16 protein-coding genes and 1 tRNA gene are annotated in these 25,690 nt (G+C 38.4%); all 17 read right to left on the reverse strand.

Annotated features, from left to right (window positions below):
• Positions 1-23: 23 nt before the first annotated feature.
• Positions 24-4,289 carry a DNA-directed RNA polymerase subunit beta' gene (gene rpoC / locus BUB03_RS17900; RefSeq protein ID WP_040997399.1) on the reverse strand — a complete coding sequence of 1,422 codons (4,266 nt, stop codon included), beginning with the start codon at positions 4,287-4,289 and terminating at the stop codon, positions 24-26.
• An 84-nt stretch (positions 4,290-4,373) separates the two neighbouring features.
• Positions 4,374-8,195, reverse strand: coding sequence for a DNA-directed RNA polymerase subunit beta (rpoB, locus tag BUB03_RS17905; protein WP_040997400.1), 3,822 nt, complete (start codon positions 8,193-8,195; stop codon positions 4,374-4,376).
• Positions 8,196-8,654: 459 nt separating this feature from the next.
• Positions 8,655-11,255 (reverse strand): T9SS type A sorting domain-containing protein, encoded by a 2,601-nt coding sequence (locus BUB03_RS17910; protein WP_073065739.1) that lies wholly within the window; start codon positions 11,253-11,255, stop codon positions 8,655-8,657.
• Between the two features lie 41 nt (positions 11,256-11,296).
• Positions 11,297-12,472, reverse strand: coding sequence for a hypothetical protein (locus BUB03_RS17915; RefSeq protein WP_139258915.1), 1,176 nt, complete (start codon positions 12,470-12,472; stop codon positions 11,297-11,299).
• 301 nt (positions 12,473-12,773) lie between these two features.
• A complete protein-coding gene (locus BUB03_RS17920; protein ID WP_139258917.1) occupies positions 12,774-13,154 on the reverse strand; it encodes a hypothetical protein in 381 nt (126 codons plus the stop codon).
• 280 nt (positions 13,155-13,434) lie between these two features.
• A complete protein-coding gene (gene rplL, locus BUB03_RS17925; protein ID WP_040997408.1) occupies positions 13,435-13,806 on the reverse strand; it encodes a 50S ribosomal protein L7/L12 in 372 nt (123 codons plus the stop codon).
• A 46-nt stretch (positions 13,807-13,852) separates the two neighbouring features.
• Positions 13,853-14,449: a 50S ribosomal protein L10 gene (gene rplJ, locus BUB03_RS17930; protein WP_040997410.1), complete on the reverse strand. Its 597-nt coding sequence runs from the start codon at positions 14,447-14,449 to the stop codon at positions 13,853-13,855.
• Between the two features lie 17 nt (positions 14,450-14,466).
• Positions 14,467-15,159: a 50S ribosomal protein L1 gene (gene rplA, locus BUB03_RS17935; protein ID WP_040997412.1), complete on the reverse strand. Its 693-nt coding sequence runs from the start codon at positions 15,157-15,159 to the stop codon at positions 14,467-14,469.
• Between the two features lie 11 nt (positions 15,160-15,170).
• Positions 15,171-15,617 (reverse strand): 50S ribosomal protein L11, encoded by a 447-nt coding sequence (gene rplK / locus BUB03_RS17940; protein WP_034702033.1) that lies wholly within the window; start codon positions 15,615-15,617, stop codon positions 15,171-15,173.
• Positions 15,618-15,990: 373 nt separating this feature from the next.
• Positions 15,991-17,598 carry a zinc-dependent metalloprotease gene (locus BUB03_RS17945; RefSeq protein ID WP_073065747.1) on the reverse strand — a complete coding sequence of 536 codons (1,608 nt, stop codon included), beginning with the start codon at positions 17,596-17,598 and terminating at the stop codon, positions 15,991-15,993.
• Positions 17,598-18,347: a hypothetical protein gene (locus tag BUB03_RS17950; RefSeq protein ID WP_139258919.1), complete on the reverse strand. Its 750-nt coding sequence runs from the start codon at positions 18,345-18,347 to the stop codon at positions 17,598-17,600. Before BUB03_RS17950 ends, BUB03_RS17945 begins: the two co-directional genes overlap by 1 nt.
• Before the next feature lie 287 nt (positions 18,348-18,634).
• The gene (gene nusG / locus BUB03_RS17955; RefSeq protein WP_040997417.1) at positions 18,635-19,177 is read right to left on the reverse strand and encodes a transcription termination/antitermination protein NusG; all 543 of its coding nucleotides are present in this window, start codon (positions 19,175-19,177) and stop codon (positions 18,635-18,637) included.
• Positions 19,178-19,195: 18 nt separating this feature from the next.
• The gene (secE, locus tag BUB03_RS17960) at positions 19,196-19,402 is read right to left on the reverse strand and encodes a preprotein translocase subunit SecE (RefSeq protein ID WP_034702507.1); all 207 of its coding nucleotides are present in this window, start codon (positions 19,400-19,402) and stop codon (positions 19,196-19,198) included.
• 12 nt (positions 19,403-19,414) lie between these two features.
• Positions 19,415-19,485: transfer RNA gene (locus BUB03_RS17965), tRNA-Trp, on the reverse strand.
• A 54-nt stretch (positions 19,486-19,539) separates the two neighbouring features.
• Positions 19,540-20,745 (reverse strand): elongation factor Tu, encoded by a 1,206-nt coding sequence (tuf, locus tag BUB03_RS17970; protein WP_040997418.1) that lies wholly within the window; start codon positions 20,743-20,745, stop codon positions 19,540-19,542.
• 507 nt (positions 20,746-21,252) lie between these two features.
• Positions 21,253-24,351, reverse strand: a complete 3,099-nt coding sequence (locus tag BUB03_RS17975) for an efflux RND transporter permease subunit (RefSeq protein ID WP_073065752.1) — start codon at positions 24,349-24,351, stop codon at positions 21,253-21,255.
• Positions 24,352-24,513: 162 nt separating this feature from the next.
• Positions 24,514-25,599: an efflux RND transporter periplasmic adaptor subunit gene (locus tag BUB03_RS17980; RefSeq protein WP_073065786.1), complete on the reverse strand. Its 1,086-nt coding sequence runs from the start codon at positions 25,597-25,599 to the stop codon at positions 24,514-24,516.
• Positions 25,600-25,690: the final 91 nt, after the last annotated feature.

Genomic DNA, 25,690 nt, shown 5'->3' on the forward strand with positions numbered 1-25,690 from the left:
CCTCAAATTTCAAATCATTAATTTTAGTTAAGGTCTTCAAATTCTTTTTTAGAACCTACAATTACATTCTGGTATTCTTTAAGACCTGTACCTGCAGGGATTCTGTGCCCTACAATTACATTTTCTTTAAGACCACTCAAGAAGTCTATCTTACCAGCAACAGCTGCTTCGTTTAGAACTTTAGTAGTTTCCTGGAATGATGCTGCAGACATGAATGATTTAGTCTGAAGAGCCGCTCTTGTAATACCCTGAAGTACAGGCGTTGCTGTAGCAGGTAAAGCTTCTCTTACTTCAACTAAAGCCTGGTCTTCACGCTTCAGCTTAGAGTTCTCATCTCTTAATTCTCTTGCAGTAATCATCTGACCTGGCTTGAATTCTTTAGAATCGCCAGCATCTGTTACTACTTTAAGACCGAATACTCTGTTGTTTTCTTCCAAGAAGTCAAACTTATGTTCTAGTGCACCTTCAAGGAACTGAGTATCACCTCCATCCACGATAGATACTTTGGTCATCATCTGTCTTACGATGATTTCGAAGTGCTTATCGTCGATTTTTACCCCCTGAAGACGGTAAACTTCCTGAATTTCATTCACAAGATATTCCTGAACCGCAGTTGGACCTTTGATTCTTAGGATATCATCCGGTGTAATAGAACCGTCAGAAAGCGGAGAACCAGCTCTTACGAAGTCATTCTCCTGAACAAGAATCTGGTTGGAAAGTTTTACAAGGTAAATCTTTCTTTCACCGGTTTTTGCCTCTACGATCAATTCTCGGTTACCTCTCTTGATTTTTCCGTAAGAAACTACCCCGTCGATTTCAGTAACAACCGCTGGGTTTGAAGGGTTTCTTGCTTCGAATAATTCGGTAACTCTCGGAAGACCTCCGGTGATATCCCCTGCTTTTGCAGATTTTCTCGGGATCTTGATCAGGACTTTACCAGCCTTGATTTTTTCACCATCGTTTACCATTAAGTGGGCTCCTACCGGTAAGTTGTAAGCTTTTTGCTCAACTCCTTTAGAATCTACCACTTTCAAGGTAGGTACGGCTTTCTTATTTCTTGATTCAGAGATTACTTTCTCTTCGAATCCTGTCTGTTCGTCAATTTCAAGCTGGAATGAGATACCCTGGATAATGTCTTCATATTCAACCTTACCTGCAGTTTCTGCAATGATTACCGCGTTATACGGATCCCACTTACAGATTACATCTCCTTTCTTCACTTTATCACCTGGCTTCACTGCTAATTCAGAACCGTAAGGTACGTTAGCAATCATCAATGGTGTTCTGGTTTCGTTATCCGCAACCAATCTGAATTCCGTTGAACGGGAAACCACAACTTCTGCTGTGTTACCGTTTTCATCTTCAGAGGTAATGGTTCTTACATCGTCCATTTCCACGATACCGTCTCTTCTTGCAACGATAGATGGGTTTTCGGAAACGTTACCTGCAGTACCCCCCTGGTGGAAGGTTCTCAACGTAAGCTGAGTACCCGGCTCTCCAATGGACTGTGCTGCAATAACTCCTACTGCCTCACCCATATGGATCATCTTACCTGTTGCTAAGTTTCTACCGTAACATTTTGCACAGATTCCTTTCTTAGTTTCACAAGTAAGCGGAGAACGAACTTCTACAGATTCTAAACCTGCTTCTTCAATTCTCTTCGCCAATACTTCATTGATTACCTGATCTGCTTCAGCAATTAATTCGTCTGTTTCAGGATCATATATATTATGAAGAGAAACTCTACCTAAGATTCTTTCAGAGATTTTTTCAACGATCTCGTCATTTTTCTTAAGTGCAGTTACTTCAGTACCTCTTAACGTACCACAATCATCTTCAGTAACGATAACGTCCTGAGCAACGTCTACCAATCTTCTTGTTAAGTAACCGGCATCCGCTGTCTTAAGAGCGGTATCCGCAAGACCTTTACGGGCACCGTGAGTAGAGATAAAGTACTCAAGGATGGAAAGACCTTCTTTAAAGTTGGCAAGGATCGGGTTTTCGATGATCTCCGCACCGGTAGAACCGGCTTTCTGCGGTTTTGCCATCAAACCTCTCATTCCGGATAACTGACGGATCTGTTCTTTAGAACCCCTCGCTCCGGAATCAAGCATCATATATACAGAGTTGAATCCACCTTGGTCAGATTTCATTCTGCTCATGATCATTTCAGTTAATCCAGCGTTGGTGTTTGTCCAAACGTCGATTACCTGGTTATAACGTTCTGTATCGGTAATAAGACCCATGTTATAGTTGGCTCTAATTTCGTCTACAGTTTCGATTGATTGTGCAATCATCTGTTTTTTCTCAACAGGAACTACAATATCTCCCAATGAGAAGGAAAGACCTCCTTTAAATGCGTTTGAATACCCTAAGTCTTTCATTGCATCCAGAAACTTCACTGTTGTAGGGAAGTCTGTATCAGCAAGGATCTTACCGATAACGTTTCTCAATGATTTCTTAGTAAGAAGTTCATTGATATATCCTACCTGCTTAGGTACAATCTGGTTAAATAAGATTCTACCAACAGTAGTTTCGATCAATCTTGTTACAATTTCTCCATCTTCCTTAACCGGTAACTTACATCTTACCTTAGCATTTAGAGAAACTTTTCCTTCTGCATAAGCAATCTCTGCTTCTTCAGGGGAATAGAACGCAAGACCTTCTCCTTTTACTTTCATATCCTCTGTAGAACTTAATTCTTTAGTCATGAAATAAAGACCAAGAACCATGTCCTGAGATGGTACCGTAATTGGAGAACCGTTTGCAGGGTTCAAAATGTTCTGAGAACCTAACATTAATAACTGAGCTTCAAGAATCGCTTCTGGTCCTAACGGTAAGTGTACCGCCATCTGGTCACCATCGAAATCGGCGTTGAATGCTGTTGTTACCAATGGGTGTAGCTGGATAGCCTTACCTTCGATCATCTTCGGCTGGAAAGCCTGAATACCCAATCTGTGAAGCGTAGGTGCCCTGTTCAATAGTACCGGGTGACCTTTCATCACGTTTTCAAGGATATCATAAACTACTGGTTCTTTTCTATCGATAATTCTCTTCGCAGATTTTACTGTTTTTACAATTCCTCTCTCAATCAGTTTTCTGATGATGAACGGTTTGTAAAGCTCTGCTGCCATATCCTTAGGAATACCGCACTCGTGAAGCTGTAAGTTTGGACCTACAACAATTACCGAACGCGCAGAGTAATCTACCCTTTTTCCTAGTAGGTTCTGACGGAAACGACCCTGCTTACCTTTCAATGAATCTGAAAGTGATTTCAATGGTCTGTTTGATTCAGATTTTACAGCAGAAGATTTTCTTGTATTATCGAATAATGAATCTACTGATTCCTGAAGCATACGCTTCTCGTTTCTCAAGATTACTTCAGGAGCTTTGATCTCCAATAATCTCTTCAAACGGTTATTTCTGATAATTACTCTTCTGTAAAGGTCATTTAAGTCAGAAGTAGCGAAACGTCCTCCATCCAATGGAACCAATGGTCTCAGTTCTGGTGGGATAACAGGAAGTACACGCATGATCATCCACTCAGGCTTGTTGATCATTCTTGTATTGGCACCTCTCAATGCTTCTACAACGTTCAATCTTTTTAAAGCCTCAGTTCTTCTTTGTTTTGAACCTTCGTTATGAGCTTTGTGTCTTAAATCGAAAGACAATGCATCAAGATCGATTCTTTTTAACAGATCTTCTACAGCTTCAGCACCCATTCTGGCGATGAATTTGTTTGGATCGGAATCATCAAGATACTGGTTTTCCACAGGAAGAGTTTCCATGATGTCAAGGTATTCTTCTTCTGTTAAGAATTCCATAGCATCAAAGTCGGAACCGTCTAATTTTTTAGCAATACCCTGCTGGATCACTACATATCTTTCGTAGTAGATGATCATGTCTAATTTCTTAGAAGGAATTCCTAAAAGGTAACCGATCTTGTTTGGCAATGAACGGAAATACCAGATGTGTGCAATTGGAACGACAAGGTTAATGTGCCCGATTCTCTCTCTTCTTACTTTTTTCTCAGTAACTTCTACTCCACAACGGTCACACACAATTCCTTTGTAACGAATTCTCTTGTATTTACCACAAGCACATTCGTAATCCTTTACCGGACCAAAGATCTTTTCACAGAACAAACCGTCTCTTTCAGGCTTATGCGTTCTGTAGTTAATAGTTTCCGGCTTTAAAACTTCCCCTCTTGATTCCTGAAGAATTGATTCGGGTGAAGCTAAACCGATGGTTATTTTATTAAATCGACTTGATTTATTTTTATTTGACATTTGTTAGATTTTAAATTTTAGATTTTAGATTTTAGATTAATTTTTGAATGTTACCATTCAACATTTATAATTTAAAATTTAAAATTATTCCTCTAGTCTTACGTCTAATCCAAGACCTTGTAGCTCGTGAAGTAATACATTGAATGATTCCGGAATACCTGGTTCAGGCATAGATTCACCTTTTGCAATTGCTTCATAAGTTTTCGCTCTACCAATCACGTCATCTGACTTCACTGTAAGGATCTCTCTCAAGATGTTGGAAGCTCCGAATGCTTCAAGAGCCCAAACCTCCATCTCTCCGAATCTCTGACCACCGAACTGAGCTTTACCTCCTAACGGCTGCTGAGTAATCAATGAGTAAGGTCCGATAGAACGTGCGTGCATCTTATCATCAACCATGTGTCCCAGTTTCAGCATGTAGATTACCCCAACCGTAGCCGGCTGTGTAAATCTTTCCCCGGTACCTCCATCGTAAAGGTGGGTGTTACCGAATTTAGGAAGACCTGCTTTCTCTGTATATTCAGTGATCTGATCAAGAGTAGCTCCATCGAAGATTGGTGTAGCGAACTTCATACCCAATTTCTGACCAGCCCATCCAAGAACTGTTTCATAAATCTGTCCGATATTCATACGGGAAGGTACCCCAAGTGGATTCAATACGATATCTACCGGTGTTCCGTCCTCAAGGAATGGCATATCTTCTTCACGAACGATTCTTGAAACGATACCTTTGTTACCGTGACGTCCTGCCATTTTATCCCCTACATTCAGTTTACGTTTTTTAGCGATATAAACTTTAGCCAACTTCATGATACCTGCCGGAAGCTCATCTCCGATTGAAATTGCAAATTTCTCACGGTTTTTAACTCCCTGGATATCATTGTACTTGATTTTATAGTTGTGAATCAATTGTTTAACCAATTCATTCTTATCATTATCTACAGTCCAGTCTGCACCGCTTACGTTTACGTAATCTTCAACTGAAGTAAGTAATTTATGAGTGAATTTCACACCTTTTCCGATGATTTCCTCATCAAGGTCATTGGTAACTCCCTGAGAAGTTTTACCGCCTACCAGTGTATTTAATTTTTCAATTAAAGTATTTCTCAGCTCATCAAACTTAGCCTTGTAAGTGTTTTCAATTTCTTCAAGTTTAAGTTTTTCTTCAGTTCTCTTCTTTTTATCTTTAATGTTTCTTGAGAACAATTTTTTGTTGATCACAACACCTCTTAGTGAAGAGTCTGCTTTTAATGAAGCATCTTTTACATCACCGGCTTTGTCACCGAAGATGGCTCTAAGAAGTTTTTCTTCAGGAGTCGGATCAGATTCACCTTTTGGAGTGATCTTACCGATCATGATATCTCCAGGCTTCACTTCAGCGCCGATTCTGATCATACCGTTCTCGTCAAGATCTTTGGTAGCTTCTTCAGAAACGTTAGGAATATCTGCCGTAAGCTCTTCCATACCTAATTTGGTATCACGAACTTCAAGAGAATATTCATCTACGTGGATTGAAGTAAACCAGTCTTCACGAACCACTTTTTCGTTAATTACGATCGCATCCTCGAAGTTATATCCTTTCCAAGGCATGAACGCAACCACTAAGTTTCTACCAAGAGCAAGTTCTCCGTTTTCAGTTGCATAACCGTCGCAAAGTACCTGTCCTTTCTGTACCGTTTCACCTACTCTTACGTTTGGTCTCAGGGTAATGGTAGTACTCTGGTTGGTTTTTCTGAACTTGGTAAGGTTGTATGTTTTCGTAGCGGACTCAAACTGTACCAAGTCTTCGTCTTCGCTTCTTTCGTATTTAATAGTGATCTTATCAGCATCTACATATTCTACGATACCTGTCCCTTCAGCATTGATCAAAATTCTTGAATCTTTAGCAACCTGCTGTTCCAGACCTGTACCCACGATCGGAGCTTGCGGCTTCAATAGAGGAACGGCCTGACGCATCATGTTGGATCCCATCAATGCACGGTTCGCATCATCATGCTCCAGGAATGGAATCAATGAAGCGGAGATACCGGAAATCTGGTTTGGTGCTACATCGATAAGGTTAACCTGAGAAGGTTCAACTACCGGGTAGTCACCATCCAATCTTGCAATAATCCTGTCTGTTAAGAATTCTCCGTTGTCGTTCAGCTCCACGTTTGCCTGAGCAATTACTTTGTCTTCTTCGTCTTCTGCATTCAGATAGATAGGATCTGCAGAAAGGTCTATCTTACTGTCTTCTACTTTTCTGTATGGAGTTTCGATGAAACCAAGGTTATTGATCTTAGCATAAATACCTAAAGAGGAGATCAAACCGATGTTTGGTCCTTCCGGAGTTTCAATCGGGCAAATTCTTCCGTAGTGGGTATGGTGAACGTCACGAACCTCGAAACCTGCTCTTTCTCTTGATAAACCACCAGGCCCTAGTGCAGAAAGTCTACGCTTGTGCGTGATTTCTGAAAGCGGGTTGGTCTGGTCCATGAACTGAGAAAGCTGGTTGGTACCGAAGAATGAGTTGATTACAGATGTTAAAGTTTTAGCATTAACAAGATCAAGCGGAGTAAAGATTTCGTTATCTCTAACGTTCATTCTCTCCTTGATGGTTCTTGCAATTCTTGAAAGACCTACCCCGAACTGTCCTGCCAATTGCTCACCAACAGTTTTAATTCTTCTGTTTGATAAGTGGTCGATATCATCAACCTCAGCTTTAGAGTTTACAAGCTCAATTAAGTGTCTTACGATAGCAATGATGTCTTCTTTTGTAAGAACTTCAGTAGTAGTCGGGATGTTCAGACCTAACTTTTTGTTTAGTCTGTAACGTCCTACTTCACCAAGAGAATATCTTTGCTCAGAGAAGAATAATTTCTCAATAATTCCTCTTGCTGTTTCCTCATCTGGCGGATCTGCATTTCTTAACTGACGGTAGATATACTCTACTGCCTCTTTTTCAGAGTTAGTAGGGTCTTTCTGTAATGTATTCTGGATGATAGAGAATTCGTTGCTGTTTTCTTTGTGAATCAGGATCGATTTCACACCAGCATCAAGAATCAGATCCAAATGTTCTTTTTCAAGAATAGTCTCTCTATCCAAGATGATTTCGTTTCTTTCGATAGAAACTACTTCACCTGTATCTTCGTCTACGAAATCCTCGAACCATGTGTTCAATACTCTCGCAGCCAATGTTCTTCCTTCTACTTTTTTAAGGGCAGCCTTAGAAACTTTCACTTCTTCAGCAAGGTCGAAGATCTGAAGGATATCTTTATCAGATTCGTAACCGATAGCTCTTAAAAGGGTAGTTAATGGTAACTTTTTCTTACGGTCGATATAAGCGTACATTACGCTGTTGATATCGGTCGTAAATTCCATCCAAGATCCTTTGAAAGGAATAATTCTTGAATAGTACAGTTTGGTCCCGTTTGCGTGGTAAGTCTGTCCGAAGAATACACCTGGTGAACGGTGTAACTGCGTAACGATAACTCTCTCTGCACCATTGATGATGAAAGATCCGCTAGGCGTCATGTAAGGAACCGGGCCTAAGTATACATCCTGAACCACAGTCTGGAAATCCTCGTGCTCAGGGTCTGTACAATACAATTTAAGTCTTGCTTTAAGAGGCACTGAATATGTTAATCCTCTTTCCACACACTCGTCAATTGAATAACGTGGAGAATCTACCAGATAATCAAGAAATTCCAATACAAACTGATTTCTGGAATCGGTGATTGGGAAGTTTTCCTGGAAGGTTCTGTATAAACCTTCGTCTGTTCTGTCTTCTGGAAGGGTATCAAGCTGGAAAAAATCTCTGAATGACTCAAGCTGGATGTCCAGAAAGTCAGGAGTGATGATTTTTCCTTTAGCTGATGAGAAATTAATTCTCTGATTCCCCCTTGTTGTTGCTGTTGTTTTACTCATAAAACTTTTAAGAAAGGGTTAAAAAATATTTTGATTTATTCAAAAATATCAGAAGAAGACAAAGAAAAAAGATGAAAGAGAAAGAATACGTGAGAAAATTTTGGCGCAATTATCGGTCCTTATTCTTTGTTCTTTATTCTAAAAGGTCTTTAATCTAACTTCTAACTGCAACGCTGGTATATCTTTTCACAACGTAATGCAAAATATTTTTATTTACTTTTGAGGCAGAATCCGCCGCAGTATCTATATACGAGAAACCTCTTTCATTATTTTCATGAAAGAGCTGATTTTCAATATTTTATAGATTTACAAACAATTATTCGCGCCAAAAGAGGGACAAAGGTACAAAATTTCCATCATATAGACAAATAAAACTTATTCATTTTGAGAGCGTTAAAAGTTTTTTAAATAAAAAGGCCGTCCTCAGAGGGACGGCCTGTAATTATATAGAGTTTGAAATTATTTTACAATGATCTTATAAGATTTCATTGTTGATTTAGTCTCTATTTTCACAATATAAACACCTGCAGGTAGTGAAGCTGTGTTAATTTCGGCATTTCCGGAGAATTTACCTGATTTAACCAGCTGCCCCTGAGCAGAGAATAGTGCGTAAGTTCCTTCTTCTCTGGATTTAACATTTAAGTTTTCACCAGATTTTACCGGGTTAGGATATACATTGATATCGCTTGCAGTTGAAGTAACATCAGAACCTGTGATTCCTTTCGCAGCAGATGTCAATCCGTTTTTAGCGAATGCAGCATAAGGTGAAAGCGGAGAATCAGGTGCTCCTCTCTTCACAAGGTCTGTATCTACTACAGCCTGGATACCGTCTTTATCAGCATCATTGATTCTGGAAATAAATCCTACTCCAAAGTCATCCAGATTATCTTTACCGATAGCCCACAGGTCATAATCAGTTCCGTTTGAATTTAAGTCAACGAAGTCTGGCTTGTCGTCTCCATCTGTATTTTTAAGAGGGTATTTTAATACTCCAGAATCCGGAGAAGTTTCTAAAATATCTGCAATACCATTAGTTCCTACAGCTACACCGGCATCAATAACACCATTGTGATCTGCATCTATCTGATTGATTACTGATGTTGGAATACCAGATTCAAATAAATCTAAAATACCATCGTTATCGGAATCCAAATCCAAATAGCTGGAAATTCCGTCTCCTAATACCTGAACAGGACCAAATACTCCTTCCAAATCATCATCTTCAAATTTACCATTGTTATCAAGATCTTCTAAAGCATCCGGAATACCATCGTTATCAGAGTCAAGATCACATGCATCCATAATTCCGTCACCATCTGTATCAATAGTAGGAGATTTGTCATTTACTGCTGTACATCCTTCAGCACAATCAGGAATACCGTTACCGTTATTATCTATACTGTCGTTACCGTTAGGACACTGGTCGAAGCAGTTTGGCACTCCATCGTTATCATCATCTCTGCTGGCAAATGCATTATAGATATAGTAGTTTTGAGGAATACGTACTCCTGTACCACTATAGAAAGTCACTTTAATACGGTTGAAAGGCTTGGTTGCCTTACCTCCTACATAGAATTTATTAGAGTCCGTAGTAAAGAAGTTTCCGCTGATTAAGCTTCCTGTGCTGGTAAATACATCTGTTTGCGTATTATTATTATAAAGTGTTACCGTAATATTTTCAAGAACACTTACCCCAATTAAGTTTGCTGCTTTCTCTATCGTAAATCCCGCATATGTATTGGCAGGAAGAAGACTGTTCGTGCTCACTGTAGCATAAGCTGAGAAAATACTTAGTATTGAAGCGGCAGGGATAGTTGCTGTAGCATAGTTTGAAGTATTGGTATCCACAATATTTCCCGGATCAACCATTTTGGCTAAAATAAGACCAAAAAGCCCAGGACCTGAAGTCCAGCTGGAACCTGATACTATGTTTCCAGGGATTGCAGAACCACTTGTCTGAATTTTATCATTACAGTCGCAAGATGCAGGCTCTTCAAATGCATAATACACTTTTAAAGATCCGATGTTAACCCCTAAAGTCTGAGTAACTTTTAAACGTACTTCGTTAAAAGGCTTAGTTGTAGTAACCGAAACTTTTTGTTTTCCACTACCAAAACCAAGAACTTTGATATTGATTAAGCCACCACCATCAGATAATGTTTTGGAATCCTGAAGCTGGCCATATAAATAAGTTTCTACTGTAATATTTTTTAAGAATTCTGCACTTAAAAGTTTTCCTTCATCATCAGGAGAAATTACAAAACCTGCTTTGTTTCCTGCAGGGTACACCTGGTTTTTATCCAAAACTCCTACTGAATAAGATCCAAGAAGTCCAGCGGGTAATACAATTGATCCATAAGAATTCTTGTCTCCATCCCCAATTTTCTCTCTGTTCTGAACAAAAGAAAGTGGAGCAATGAAGCTGCTGCTTCCTGAAACATTTCCATCCACACCGCTTCCAGCGATAATATCATCACAAATTCCATTGTTATCTACAGGAACTTTAGTAGGATCGAATGCAAAAGCATAATATACATTCATTGCACTGAAAATAGACAGCACATTGGTTTGGTATAATCTTACTTCGTTAAATTCCTTTGTTGTTTTAAAATGCAGGAAAATTCTGTTTTTACTTCCCCCGAATGCAGGAACTGATAATAAAGTAGCACTTGTAGTAGATTCCTGAAGCACTCCATTTTTATAGGTGCTGATTCTTAGCGAACTCAACAGGTCTACTGTAATGAAGCTAGTCCCTAAGTCAACATTAAAACCTGTAATATAACCAGCAGGATAAGTCGTATTTGTGTTTTTCACAGATATACCGTTTCCGCTTACTAAAGAAGCAAAGTTACCCATGCTTACGCTGTTATCCAAACTCGCATCTATTACCGGATTCATACTTCCGTTATAGCACGCCAGACAAATACCTGAATTGTTTACAGGCTTCGCTTCCACACCCATCCCTCGGATAGGTTCATAACCTTTTTGAGCAGATACAGCCGCTGACATCATAAATATCACCAGCATGACTGCCAATTTCTCGAATAATTTTTTTGCCATTTTTGTTCTTGTTTTTATTTATCGTTAAAATTTGTGTCTTATTATAATGACTGCCATCCATACGCAGAATTGCCAGTCTGCCTGCAGCCAACAAAATTACCAGTGGTTACTCCCAGAGTCGTAGTTACTTCATATATTATTGTTCCTGCATTGGACGCATCACATGTCGGTCTTGGACCTGTAGCTTTTATCTGAACAGCCTTGCTTACTTCTAAATCTGCAAAGTTTGCCAGATTAGGAGTTACATTAATCCCCACATCCGAAATCACCGTACCTACAGCCCCTTGTCCTGAAAAAACATGGCTGGTATTAGCATAAGTTGATTGATTAGCCTGTGAGGTTCCGCTAATTCCGATCGCAATAGAACCTGATGTTCCCCCCACTGTATTATTGCTTCCGAAAGCAAAATTATTCAGGGTAACAACATTGTTTGCTCCGAAAGCAAATCCTCCATTGGTAGCGTTGTTGGTATGTCCTACTGCCACGGCAACTGAATTACCAGTAGTGTTAAAAGCTCCAAAAGCAAAATTGGCATTGGATAAAGTTGAATTATTATTCCCAAAAACTTTACCTCCTCCTACTGCACTGTTATTGGAACCAATAGCAACAGCCGGGAAATTGACTCCTGAAGTAGTAGCCGTATTTCCTTTACCAAGAGCTATATTGTTTGAAGTAGTGTTAATAACATTTGAATTTCCCCAGGAAAGGCCTGAAGCGTTTTCACCCCCTCCTGACAATCCTCCTGCAGCGTCAAGAACGGCATGCACTTTATTCGCACTTATCATTACCAGATCAGCCGCTCCTTTAGGGCCCAGGTAATTAGCAGAAGCAGGTGCAGCTCCTAAAACTTCAGTGGTCGTAGAAATTTCTCCTACTGCATTTCCTTTAATCTGCCATTCTGTGCCGGTTTGTTTCTGCCATAGCGCTCCATCGAAATAGTAATATCCTGGAGTTGTTACATTAATTGTAACAGATGCAGGGGTAGCATTAATTGATGTAACATATACCAAAGCTCCTGTTTGAGCAGCAGCATACGTTTTAGCAGCCAGCTGACTTAATGATAGCCTTGGAGCAATAATACCGTCAGGCTTGCTCGTATTTGTCGGAAGTCCTACTACATCAAGAGTTGCCTGCCCCTGATCTGTATTTATTCCAACCTGTGCGTTTATGCCAAAACATACTGACATAGCCGCAATCGTAAATAATCTGTTTTTCATTTCTAGTGATATTTGTCTTTTTTTGTGTGTTTTTATTTTGTGTGTGTTTTTTTTATTTTAGAAAGAGTCAATTTTTACTTTCAGGCAAAGGAGGAACTGTATGAAGATATTTATCTTCAAACATGTACTTGTTCCAATTGACGTTATGTTGAATTTATACAGGTAGTGCAATCATAAATAATCTGTTTTTCATCCTTATTGATATTGTTTTTTTGTGTGTTTATTTTATGGATATCATTCTTCTAAGAAATGAAAAGTATGTTTCTTCTTAGCGAATGAATAGCTGTTTATTCAATAGATTTTAAGATAGTTTATCCGGAAATTCAGTTATATCATGAAAACCTTCTACATTTTTCGAATCTTTAATGTAATGGATTCCTGATATATGTGACAGTGTGGTCTCTGCCATATTGCAAAGCGAATTATGCCAACTAGCAGCTACATAAAGCTTACTTATTTTCGCAACGACCTTAGTGAAAGCAGGAGTTCTATCTTTCTCTGAATATTTTTTGGGATTGTCGGCTTTGTAATTAAAGCCCGAGGAATAAAAGCACCACGATGAAACAGCAGAACTTTGTACTGTTAAATATGTATTGCCGGAATTTCCTATCTGCCCTGCCAACAACATATTAATACAATATGCTACAGCATAGCCATAGAAGAAAAAGTAACTTCTTTTCAAATTATGTATGTGTGTGTTTTTTCGAGTACAAATATAGTAATTTTACAATTAAAACAATCTTTTTGTATTAAATTTTTATGAAAAATAAAGAATCCTGTGAATAATAAATACGTTAAATTAGAAAATGATGAATAATCGTCAATAATAATTAAATATTAAATTATATAAATCAAACATATTCAAATACTTTTATGAATTATTGGCAATTTTTATTAGTTATAAAAACAAAAAAAAGCCCGGACATTACTGTCCGGGCTTCTTATTTTATGGGTAAATTGAATTATTTCAATTCTACTTCAGCACCAGCTTCTTCTAATTGCTTCTTAAGAGCTTCAGCTTCGTCTTTAGATACACCTTGCTTGATTGGAGCAGGAGCACCGTCTACGATATCTTTAGCTTCTTTAAGACCAGCACCAGTTAAATCTTTTACTAATTTAACGATAGCTAATTTAGAAGCACCTGCAGACTTAAGAATTACATCGAATTCAGTCTTTTCTTCAGCAGCTTCACCTCCTGCAGCTCCACCTGCAACTACTACAGCAGCAGCAGCTGGCTCAATTCCGTACTCATCCTTAAGGATAGCAGCTAATTCATTTACGTCTTTTACTGTTAAGTTTACTAGCGTTTCAGCTAAATTTTTTAAATCTGACATTGTTGTAATGTTTTTGTTGATTATTTATTTAATTTTTTGAGTGTAATTATTCAGCAGCTGGCGTTTCGTCAGTGCTTTCTGCAGCAGGAGCTTCAGGAGCTGCCTCAGCAGGAGTTTCTTCTACAGCAGGTGCAGCAGCTTCTTCAGCTTTAGCTTCTACTGTTTCAGGTTTGTTTTGAAGAGCAGAAACAACTCTTTGAATTGGAGACTGAAGTAATCCGATGATTTCACCGATCATTTCTTCTCTAGACTTAATGCTTACTAAAGCATCAAGGTTGTTGTCACCAACATAGAAAGTTTCCTGTACAAAAGCAGACTTCAAAGCCGGCTTCTCGTCTTTCTTTCTAAAGTCTTTGATTAATTTTGCAGGAGCGTTAGCTGTTTCTGCAACCATTAAAGCAGAGTTACCTTTGAAAGTATCAAACATTTCAGAGTAATCTACTCCTTCAATCTGCTCCATTGCTTTTTGTAAAAGTGTATTTTTTACTACTTTCACTTTGATATTTTGTTTGAAAGCTTGTCTTCTGAAATCAGATGATTTAGCAGCGTTCAAACCTTCTAGATCTGCTACATAAACTACTTTAGCATCCTGAAGCAAATCTTTGATCTCTTGTATTGCTACAACTTTTTGGTCTTTTGTCATTGTCTTAAGGATTATTATTAGTTAACAGATTTAGTATCAATTGCAATACCCGGGCTCATTGTAGAAGACAAGTAAATGCTCTTCACATAAGTCCCTTTAGCAGCAGTAGGTTTCATTTTGATCAAAGTCTGGATCAATTCCTGAGCATTTTCCTTGATTTTAGCAGCATCGAAAGATACTTTACCAATACCAGCGTGGATAATACCGTATTTGTCAACTTTGAAATCAATTTTACCTGCTTTCACTTCAGTTACCGCTTTACCAATTTCCATAGTTACAGTACCTGATTTAGGGTTTGGCATAAGACCTCTTGGACCTAACACTCTACCTAATGGACCTAATTTACCCATAACAGCCGGCATAGTAACGATAACGTCAACATCTGTCCAGCCTTCTTTTATTTTTTGTAAATATTCGTCAAGACCTACATAATCCGCTCCAGCTTCTTTTGCTTCAGCTTCTTTATCTGGTGTAACCAATGCTAAAACTTTAACATCTTTACCAGTACCGTGAGGAAGAGATACTACCCCTCTTACCATCTGGTTTGCTTTTCTTGGATCTACACCCAATCTTACAGCGATATCTACAGAAGCATCAAATTTTGTAGTGTTTACTTCTTTTACAAGAGCAGAACCTTCTTCAAGGTTATAGATTCTTCCTTTTTCTACTTTGCTTAAAGCTTCCTTTTGCTTTTTAGTCAATTTTGCCATTTCTAATAGTTTTAAGCGTTAAAAGTTGGTTTAGTTCCTGTTACTCTTAATCCCATAGATCTAGCAGTACCTGCAACCATAGAAACTGCAGAATCCATTGTAAAGCAGTTAAGGTCAGTCATTTTATCCTCAGCGATTTTCTTCACCTGATCCCAAGATACAGAACCTACTTTGTTTCTGTTTGGTTCTCCGGAACCCCCTTTGATTTTAGCCGCATCCATCAACTGAATTGCTGCAGGTGGAGTTTTGATAACGAATTCAAAAGATTTGTCTTCGTATACTGTAATTACTACAGGTAAAACTTGCCCTGGCTTATCTTGGGTTCTCCCGTTAAATTGCTTACAAAACTCCATGATGTTCACACCTGCGGAACCCAATGCCGGACCTACTGGTGGAGAAGGGTTAGCTGCGCCACCTTTCACCTGAAGCTTTACCATTTTAAAGACTTTCTTAGCCATTTTTAATTTTTTTAGTTTGAATAATTAATGAGTTTGGAAGCATTTATTATTCAGCAGATTACCGACTCACATACAGTAAATCTACTTTTCGGACTGCAAAATTATAAAATATTTTTGAAATAGCAAATGGAATGTACTGATTTTTAGAAAGAATTCAGAATATTTTTTTGACTGCATTCATATGAAACGAAGAGCTGAACCTTCACAAATGGCTCCTGTAATACAGAATGTTGGCTTTATCATCATAATTCTATTCATTATATTAAAACTTTCCGGAAACTATGGAACGTATTGAAAAACTACTCAAAAAAAATTACTGCCCGTTTCCGGACAGTAATTAACCTCTTGTTAATAATTTAATTTTACTTAATTATTATTTTTTGATAAACTTTTCGGTTACCACTTTATTTTTTGTTTTGATTTCCAGTAAATACATTCCTGACGGAATAGACTGTACATCTATTTTATTAACTTTCCCTGTAAGATTTATTACTCTCTGCCCGGAAGCATTATAGATAGAAACTGATAGAATTTCATCATCAGTCTGGATATTAACAAAGTCACCTGTAGGATTAGGATAAATTTTAAATAAATCCGAAGCAGACAATTTACCTTCTCCTTTTACATTTGATTCCGGTTTTTCTGCCTCTTTTTCTAATACTTTTTTACTGGCTGGCAAAGGTGAGTTATCTGTGTAAACATAAAAATAACCGTTGTCTATTTTTGTATCCGGTAAAATTAAGCAGTATGCATTTCCCTCTACTTTTATTCCATTCCATGAGGTATCATTTGCCGATCTTACATCCGCACCTTCAATGATAAAGTTACTTCCGTTTTTAACAATAACTCTGCTTTGAGGAGCCATTATCAATTTACATGTTGTCTTTAAACTTGAATTATTGTCAATCTTAACATTTGAGTAATTTCTAAAGTTAATATCCCAAAGCTCATCAGAATTCACGTTTAAGTAAGTATTTTTAAATGAATTTTCTGTAAAATACTGCCTTACACTTGAAACTGATGCCGTTTGAAACATCATTGAGACATCTTCAATACTCAGATAATCGTGATTACCTGATGAGTAACTCATCAAATTTGATCCACAGTCATGATGATACAGACCCAGATTATGCCCTAGTTCATGAACCATTGCTCTTGCTCCCAAATCAGAATAATACCACTGTTTTACGGTATCCCATGTAGGACTTCCGAAGACAGGGTTACCTACCGCATGTTGCTTTCTATGAATAAAACCGTTATAAATATCCGGCCAGAACTGTCTGGATTTTGCATCAAACTGGTTATAAAATGGAAACTCTGAAGCGGCCCAGCCTAAAGGAGTCTGCGTATAATTACCATTTTCGTATTCAGAATATATCTGTCCGTTATTGGAAAATGTAATGTTTATTCCAGGAGGAATACTTGGATCATTATCATAATAAGAGTAGTAATAGGTAGATCCTGGTATTAAAACACTGTTATTATCATACGGATTATTGTTGGCCGGATTAAAACCGGTTATCAGATAATCCCATGCAGGATCTACTTTCCAGATTTTATTTACAATAACTCTAATCTTTGTATCAGAGATTTGCTGAGAGGAATTTTCACACCCGCTTACCGGACTTCCCAGATTGGCCAGTCGATAATTGATCATATCTACAAAACTATTGAGAAATGCGGTATGCTCAGGGTTGTTTTGTTCAAAATTCCCTTTTCCGTCTGGCCTGGTAGGGAAAATAAAGTTCAGCTTCACATAGATAACATCATCGCTTACCTGGGGAATATACCTGGGATTATCATGTCCGTTTTGATTGTAATACCATGAAGTATTACCGCAGTTGGTATTGTTTTTTTGCACATCACCGGTAGAGTTCTTTTTACTTGTATCTATTATACAAGTTCTTGACTGAAGCTCTGTCTGTGATTTGAAAGTAACAAATACATTGCATACAATTAAGAAAAAGAAAACTTTTTTCATTATTTATTTTTTTCTAATTGTTGTATTTTTTTGTCCTGCTTTTCCAGCTTTTCATTTAAATCAATCAGATGTAAAGTAAGTTCCTCTATCTTTTTCAATAAAAGAACATTCATTTCTTTTAATTCAACTCCGTTCTTTACTACCTCATCTGCAGAAGGAATTTCAGGCAGGTGCTTATTCTGAGTTATAAATTTCTTTAGTTCATGTAAAGGCAGCAATTTATAATCATCACTAAATACATAATCCGCCCACCCATTAGCACTGGCAAATTCAACTTTAATTTTTTCAGTTTTAATTCCATCTTTTACAAAGAGCCTGTAATTACTACAGTCTGTGCAAGAGGCCAGAGAAGAATTGTAAGCATTGACTCCCATTAGAATTTTCCCGTTTTCCCTGGCGGAAAATATAGGATATTGCCAGTTGGCAGTAGATATAGTTAAAAGCCCGACATCATTAGACTGAGGATGAACGCTTTTAATCCACACCACGTCTGTTCCGCTGTTTTTATTCGGGGTATTATCAATAATGTCAATACCATCACCATCGACTGTATTGATATTGAAAAACATTCTGCCATCGGCAATTTTAAACCGCTCGGCATTGTTAGTCTTGAAGACTAAATCCTTATTATCCGTTGTTCCGATAAAGTTAGTTGCAGGATCTGTACCCGAATTACCCGTTAGTGACCAGCTTTGTGCTTTGCTGAAAGCCATGCATGACAATAAAGTCAAGAGAAAGATTTTCTTCATGTTATTAGTTTTAATGTTATAGTTTGTCCTATAAATTTAACTAATATTTTTCAAATACATAAAGTTAAAGGTCACTTTAAAGAGAATTTAATATACCATTTAAACTCATTGAAACTTCTATTCAATATTATAATGAATATGTTTCCGACCATGTTCTCATCTACGGTCCAATAAAATTATCCCTAGCTGTATGAATAGAATTTTGAAGATTTGATTGTTCAATATTAAAATCCGGCACAAAAAAAAGACCGCTTTTCAGCAGTCTTTATATATTTTAAAAGTAATGATTATACTTTTTCTACTTGCATATAGCTAAGTTCCATTGGAGTTTTTCTACCGAAGATCAGTACAGAAACTTCAATTTTCTTTTTGTCTTCAAGAATCTTCTCTACAGTTCCGTTGAATCCATTGAAAGGTCCGTCAATTACTTTAACGTTTTCACCTACAATATATGGGATTTCAACATCTGTTGCAAATTCTGAAAGTTCATCCATTCTTCCCAACATTCTGTTTACTTCAGATTTTCTCATTGGAACGGGATCTCCTCCTTTCGTTAAACTTAAGAAAGATATTACTCCCGGAATATTTTTAATCACGTGAGGAATCTCTCCCATCAGATCAGCTTCTATCATTAAGTATCCAGGATAGTAAGGCTTCTCTTTAGGAACTTTTTTTCCGTTTCTGATCTGAATAACCTTTTCCATAGGAATAACCACCTGAGTAACGTACTGCTCAAACCCTAAACGTTTGATTTCCGTCTCAATGTAGTTTTTCACTTTATTTTCCTGTCCGCTGATTGCTTTCAGCACATACCATTTCAATTCGCTCATTATGGGAAAACACTTTTATTAGTTGAACACGTTAATTAGCATTCCTATTATGTTGCTGATTGCTTTTGAAAACAATTCATCAACTCCAAAGGTAAATAATGCCAAAATCACTGTAGCAATAGTTACTACAATAGTAGAAGACTGAAGATCAGCCCACTTTGGCCATTCAACTTTATGTCTGAATTCGTTATAAGAACCTTTTAAAAAATCGACAAATGAACTCATAATTAATATTTGCACGGGCACAAGGATTCGAACCCTGATCAACGGTTTTGGAGACCGGTATCCTACCATTGGACGATGCCCGTAGATAAAAAGCTTCCGAGAGTTTCCTTCCGGAAGCTTTATTTATTTTAAGATGATTAGTCTAGGATTTCAGTAACCTGACCAGAACCTACTGTTCTACCTCCTTCTCTGATCGCGAATCTAAGACCCTCGTTAAGAGCGATTGGTTGTAGTAATTCTACAGTAATTTCCAAGTTATCACCAGGCATTACCATTTCTACACCTTCTGGTAAGAAGATCTCACCTGTAACGTCAGTAGTTCTTACGTAGAACTGAGGACGGTATTTGTTGTGGAATGGAGTGTGACGTCCACCTTCTTCTTTAGAAAGGATATAAACAGATGCTTTGAATTTTTTGTGTGGCTTCACAGAGTCTTTCTTAGCGATAACCATACCTCTCTTGATGTCAGTTTTTTCAATACCTCTCAACAATAGACCTACGTTATCACCAGCTTCACCTCTGTCTAGGATTTTTCTGAACATCTCAACTCCTGTAATAGTAGAAGTTAATTTTTCATCACCCATACCTACGATATCAACTGGGTCACCAGTGTTGATAATACCAGCTTCGATTCTACCTGTAGCAACAGTACCTCTACCTGTAATAGAGAATACGTCTTCGATAGGCATCAAGAATGGCTTATCTGTATCTCTTACCGGCTCGTCGATCCACTCATCAACTGCATCCATTAGAGCTTCAACAGTTTTGAACCACTTATCTTCAGAGTTACCTTCAGTAGCAGCAGTAAGTGCACCAAGAGCAGAACCTTGAATTACTGGAGAGTTATCTCCGTCGAAATCATAAGTAGCTAATAGATCTCTAAGTTCCATTTCAACAAGCTCTAACAATTCTGGATCATCCACCATGTCAACTTTGTTCATGAAAACAACGATCTTAGGTACGTTTACCTGACGGCAAAGTAGGATATGTTCTCTTGTCTGAGGCATTGGACCGTCAGTTGCAGCACATACTACGATAGCTCCATCCATCTGAGCAGCACCAGTTACCATGTTCTTAACATAGTCGGCGTGACCTGGACAGTCAACGTGAGCATAGTGTCTTTTTACAGTTTCGTATTCAATGTGAGCAGTATTGATAGTAATACCTCTTTCTTTTTCTTCTGGAGCAGAGTCAATCGCAGAGAAGTCTTTTTTCTCAGCAAGACCTTTGCTAGCTAATACAGCAGAAATAGCAGCTGTAAGTGTAGTTTTACCATGGTCAACGTGACCAATAGTACCAATGTTCAAGTGTGGTTTGTTACGATTAAACGTTTCCTTTGCCATGATTTAAAATTATTTATTTTATTATTTTTCAATTTTTCGGTGTGCAAATATAATGATTTTTTAAATACCAAAACCTTTTTATTTAAAAAAGTTTCAATATTCAATCAAAGAAGCACAAACCTTATATTTCGATGTATTGAGACTGCAAATTTACACAAATTTCCGGATTGAAAAAAATGAATATTAACGTTTTTATGATGCAGGATAAAGTATCTGGCTAATTATGAATGGTATAGGATAGAAAAATATTTCATCTGTCTTTAAAATTCCTCAGGATAAAACCGCAACAGATCTTTTCCAGTATATATCATAAACCCTGTATAGTTAAGCTTCTTTTTTGTGATATTTCTTTATTATGATTCTTCAGCTGAACCATTTTTGAAGGTAATACACGAAGTACCATCAGGAAAGTGCAGGATTGCGGCTTTAAGAAGACACATTATTTCGATGCAAGAAGCGCGGCAAACTACGTTTGCCGCGCTTCAAAATATAGAATAGAAGAAATATTTAAATCTGTTGGGACTTTCTAGTCCTGTTGAAGATCCAGAAGATAATCGGGAAAATAAGCAGCGTTAATACTGTTGCTGTAATCAGCCCACCGATAATGACAATGGCTAAAGGTTTTTGGGACTCCGAACCAATTCCCGTGGACAATGCAGCGGGCATTAATCCTATCGAGGCCATTAAGGCAGTCATAATCACCGGACGTGTTCTTGATTTTACCCCACTGAGTATGGCATCATCCAGACTCAGCCCGTTCTTGACATTCTGGTGGAACTCTGTAATGAGGATCACTCCGTTCTGAATACAGATTCCGAGTAGGGCGATCATCCCCACTCCTGCCGAGATTCCAAAATTTATTCCGGTAAGATGCAGGGCAATAATCCCTCCGATCAGTGCAAAAGGAACGTTCGCCAATACCAGCAATGAATCTTTCATGTTTCCGAAAAGGATGAACAGTAAGAAGAAAATCCCCAGAATACTGATCGGTACAACCTGCGCCAACCGGTGTGAGGCTCTCTGCTGGTTTTCAAACTGTCCCGTCCAACCGATGGAGTAACCGTCCGGAAGCTCAATATTGGCCACTTTTTTCTGAGCATCAGCAATGGTGCTTCCCAAATCCCTGTCGCGGATGGAGAATTTAACGCCGATATACCTTTTAATATCATCCCTGTAAATGAATGCGGCTCCGTTATCTTTTACAATGGTACTGATCTCTTTCAGCGGGATTTTTGTTCCGTCCTGGGTAGGAACCATCAGGGAAGCGATATCATTTTCGTCTTTCCTGTATTCCTGGGAATATCTGAGTCGGATCGGGAATTTTCTCTCGCCATCAAACATTTCTGAAGCGGTTTTACCTCCGAAGGCCATTTCCAGCACAGACTGTGCATCATCGGGCATCACTCCGTAAGCTGCCATTTTATCCCTGTCCAGAACTACACTTACTTCCGGCTGACCGATATTTTTAATGATTCCCGGATCTTTTACCCCGTCTACATCTTTGATCTGTTTTAACACCTCATCAGCCAGTTTATCCAGTGTTTCAAGGTTATCTCCATAGATCTTGATTCCGTTTTCCGCTTTGAAGCCGGCTACGGCTTCCGCTACATTATCCGAAATCGGCTGGGAATAATTGAAGGTAATCCCCTGGTAACTTCTAAGCTTTTTATCAATCTCTTCAATGAGTTCTTCGTAGCTGATGCTTCGTTTCCACTCTTCCTTTGGCTTAAGGTTTACGGCAAACTGCACAAATCCGAAACCGTTCGGGTCTGTTCCGTCATTGCTCCGTCCTGTCTGTGCAAGAACATCTGTAACTTCTGGAAAACTCATAATGTCTTTCTTCAAAAGATCAGCTGTTTTCAGGGATTCCTTTAGGGATGAGCTCATTGGCATTTCTGCAGTGATCCAAAGGGAACCTTCATTCAGCTGGGGAAGGAATTCCGTTCCCAGGAATTTTCCGGAGAATAAGGTAACAACCATGAAGGAAACAGCAATCACTAAACTCATTTTTTTATGTTTAAAAGTATAGTTGAATCCTTTCAGTACAATCCTGTCCCAGAAATTCACAAACGGGTTGTTTTTTTCTTTTACATTCTTGTTTAATAAAATATGAGAAAGAACAGGAACCAGGGTTAAGGTGAATATCAGTGCACCTATCAAAGCAAATCCTAAAGTGAATGCCAAGGGCGAGAACATTTTCCCTTCTACTTTCTGAAACGAAAAGATAGGAATCAGGGAGGTGATGATGATTAGTTTTGAAAAGAAGATTGCCTTTCCTAAACCTGTCCCGGTCTGTTTGATCCATCCTCCTTTGGACAGTTTGTTAAATTTTTCCGTTCCGTATTTAAGTGCTTTATGATCGAGCATTACAAAGAGACCTTCCACCATGACGACGGCTCCGTCAATAATAATCCCGAAATCCACTGCTCCCAATGAAAGCAGATTGGCACTCATTCCTGCCAGTTTTAAACATAAGAATGCAAACAGCAAGGACAGCGGAATAATGATGGAAACGATCAGCGTGGTCCTCCAGTCTGCCATAAAGATCAGGACAATTACGGTAACCAGAATGATTCCTTCAATAAGGTTATGCATTACGGTGTGGGTGGTGAAGTCCATCAGATTGTCACGATCGTAGAACGTTACCATTTTCACATCTTTTGGAAGGATTTTTTCGTTAAGTTCTTTAATCTTTGCTTTTACGCCCACCAGAACTTCACGAGGGTTTTCCCCTTTTCTCATCACAACAATTCCTTCTACCGTATCTTCATGATTATTAAGGCCGGCCTGCCCTACCCTTGGCATTGAACTTTCATGTACATCCGCTACATTCTTTACCAGCACCGGGTTTCCGTTGTCATTCTGGATGGTAATGTTACCGATATCATTTATGGATTTTACTAATCCTATTCCGCGTACTACATAGGCCTGTCCGTTTTTTTCGATCACATCACCCCCAACATTTAGATTGCTTTTGGTAACAGCATCATATACCTGAAGCGGTGTAAGGTTGTACTTGTCCAGGGCTCTGGGATCGATACTCAATTCAAAAACTTTATCCTGGCCTCCGAAAACATTGATATCTGCCACTCCCGGAACACCTCTCAATGCACGGTCGATCACCCAGTTCTGCAGGGTCAGCAGTTCTCTTGAATCTTTTGTTTTACTTTCCAGGGTATATCTGAAAATTTCCCCGGTAGGCCCGTAGGGTGGCTGAACTTCCGGATCCACCTCATCAGGAAGGCTTACGGTTCTTAATTGGTTATTGACCTGATTTCTGGCAAAAGTATCATCCACCCCGTCGTCGAAAAGAATTTTAACAATGGAGAGACCGAACATCGTGGTACTTCTCACACTGGTTTTCTTCTGGACCGGGCTCATGGCCAATTCGATGGGGGTAGTCACAAAGCGTTCCACTTCTTCTGCACTCCGTCCATTCCATTGGGTTATAATAACAATCTGGGTATTGGTGACATCGGGAAAAGCTTCAATGGGCATATTTTTGAAGCTTATAAAACCGGCAATAGCGAGAATAGCCACCCAGATAAAGGTAAATGCTTTGTTTTTTAACGAAAAAGCAATTATATTTTTAATGAATTTATTCATGATCGATTACATTGATGACCTAAAAAAGCCGTTGAAAAAAATTTTAGAAAATTATTTTGAACATTTCAATTTTAAATAGTTTTCTAAACCATTAAGCAGATTTAAGGGTTCAAGGATTATAAAACCGCCCAAGCAGAACCTGCTAAGTTTTCCTTACTTAAATTAACTGTTCAGGGAACGGTAGATCAGCAGCTGGTTATTGGTGATCACTTCTTCTCCTTCAGACAAGCCTTCGGCTACGTAGGTGATATCTCCCACCTGTTTTAATATTTTTATTTCTTTGATTTTTATATCTGTTCTGGATTTAAAAACCACTACAAAGCTTCTGTTGTCATCAAAAATCACTGCTTTTGAAGGTACAGTGAGCGCAGTATTGCTTTCCGAGCTTGAAACCTTGATGGTTGCTTTGCTTTCCGGGATTAAAAGACCGTTGGCGTTATCCAGCACCACCCTTGCCTGCATAGCATTGGTTTCGGGATCAATAATCTTGAATATTTTATCAATTCTCCCATCAAAAACTTTATCCGGGTAGGACAGTGTGGAAACCTGTGCTTTCATTCCCAGGCTTATTTTTTCAATATCCGATTCGTTTACATTCATGATGGCCCATACATTTGTTGTATTGGCTACATCAAAAATATTTTCGCTTCTGTCACTTCTCAGCTGCATGTCTTTATTAATGTTTTTCTGAACAATGTAGCCGCTGATGGGAGCAACAACACTGTAGATATTTCCTTTTTTCACATTATACACCGTACTTACGGCAGCAGCCCGCTGCATTTGGTCCTGGGCTTTCTGAAGGACGCTTTTCGCTTCAAGAACTTCTCTTTCCGTATTCAGTTTTCCTTCGTACATTTCTTTGGCTACACGAAGGTTATTTTGAGCAACCACTAAATCGGTTTTTGCATCACTTACATCTTTTTGGACTTCCGCCAACTCGGTACTTCTGATGGTTGCCAGTACCTGCCCTTTTTTTACATAGTCACCAAGCTCGGCATTAACGCTTAGAACGTTTCCGCCCACCAAAGGATAGACATCAATGTAGCTGTTTTTATCAGCAGATATTTTTCCGTAAAAGCTATATTGATCTTCTACGTTTTTTCTTTCAACTTTAGCCAGGGTAATAGCGTTGAGCATTGTATTACTTAACTCAAAACCTTTTTTCGCCTGGAGTACTTTTTCTTCTTCTTTTTTGGCACATGACAATAAAGACAAGGCTATCAGTACAGGTATTATATATTTTTTCACTATCAAACGGATAAACACACAAATGAGTAATATTCCTTCATAAAACATTGTTTTTCAATATGTTTTTATAAGAATACAAAAACTCACCTCT

The organism is Chryseobacterium oranimense (assembly GCF_900129755.1).
Lineage (GTDB): Bacteria > Bacteroidota > Bacteroidia > Flavobacteriales > Weeksellaceae > Chryseobacterium > Chryseobacterium oranimense.

Excerpts from the sequence above, each read along its gene's own strand:
- rpoC (WP_040997399.1), bottom strand. The coding sequence starts at position 4,289 with ATGTCAAATAAAAATAAATCAAGTCGATTTAATAAAATAACCATCGGT.
- rpoB (WP_040997400.1), bottom strand. The coding sequence starts at position 8,195 with ATGAGTAAAACAACAGCAACAACAAGGGGGAATCAGAGAATTAATTTC.
- BUB03_RS17910 (WP_073065739.1), bottom strand. The coding sequence starts at position 11,255 with ATGGCAAAAAAATTATTCGAGAAATTGGCAGTCATGCTGGTGATATTT.
- BUB03_RS17915 (WP_139258915.1), bottom strand. The coding sequence starts at position 12,472 with ATGAAAAACAGATTATTTACGATTGCGGCTATGTCAGTATGTTTTGGC.
- rplL (WP_040997408.1), bottom strand. The coding sequence starts at position 13,806 with ATGTCAGATTTAAAAAATTTAGCTGAAACGCTAGTAAACTTAACAGTA.
- rplJ (WP_040997410.1), bottom strand. The coding sequence starts at position 14,449 with ATGACAAAAGACCAAAAAGTTGTAGCAATACAAGAGATCAAAGATTTG.
- rplA (WP_040997412.1), bottom strand. The coding sequence starts at position 15,159 with ATGGCAAAATTGACTAAAAAGCAAAAGGAAGCTTTAAGCAAAGTAGAA.
- rplK (WP_034702033.1), bottom strand. The coding sequence starts at position 15,617 with ATGGCTAAGAAAGTCTTTAAAATGGTAAAGCTTCAGGTGAAAGGTGGC.
- BUB03_RS17945 (WP_073065747.1), bottom strand. The coding sequence starts at position 17,598 with ATGAAAAAAGTTTTCTTTTTCTTAATTGTATGCAATGTATTTGTTACT.
- BUB03_RS17950 (WP_139258919.1), bottom strand. The coding sequence starts at position 18,347 with ATGAAGAAAATCTTTCTCTTGACTTTATTGTCATGCATGGCTTTCAGC.
- nusG (WP_040997417.1), bottom strand. The coding sequence starts at position 19,177 with ATGAGCGAATTGAAATGGTATGTGCTGAAAGCAATCAGCGGACAGGAA.
- secE (WP_034702507.1), bottom strand. The coding sequence starts at position 19,402 with ATGAGTTCATTTGTCGATTTTTTAAAAGGTTCTTATAACGAATTCAGA.
- tuf (WP_040997418.1), bottom strand. The coding sequence starts at position 20,745 with ATGGCAAAGGAAACGTTTAATCGTAACAAACCACACTTGAACATTGGT.
- BUB03_RS17975 (WP_073065752.1), bottom strand. The coding sequence starts at position 24,351 with ATGAATAAATTCATTAAAAATATAATTGCTTTTTCGTTAAAAAACAAA.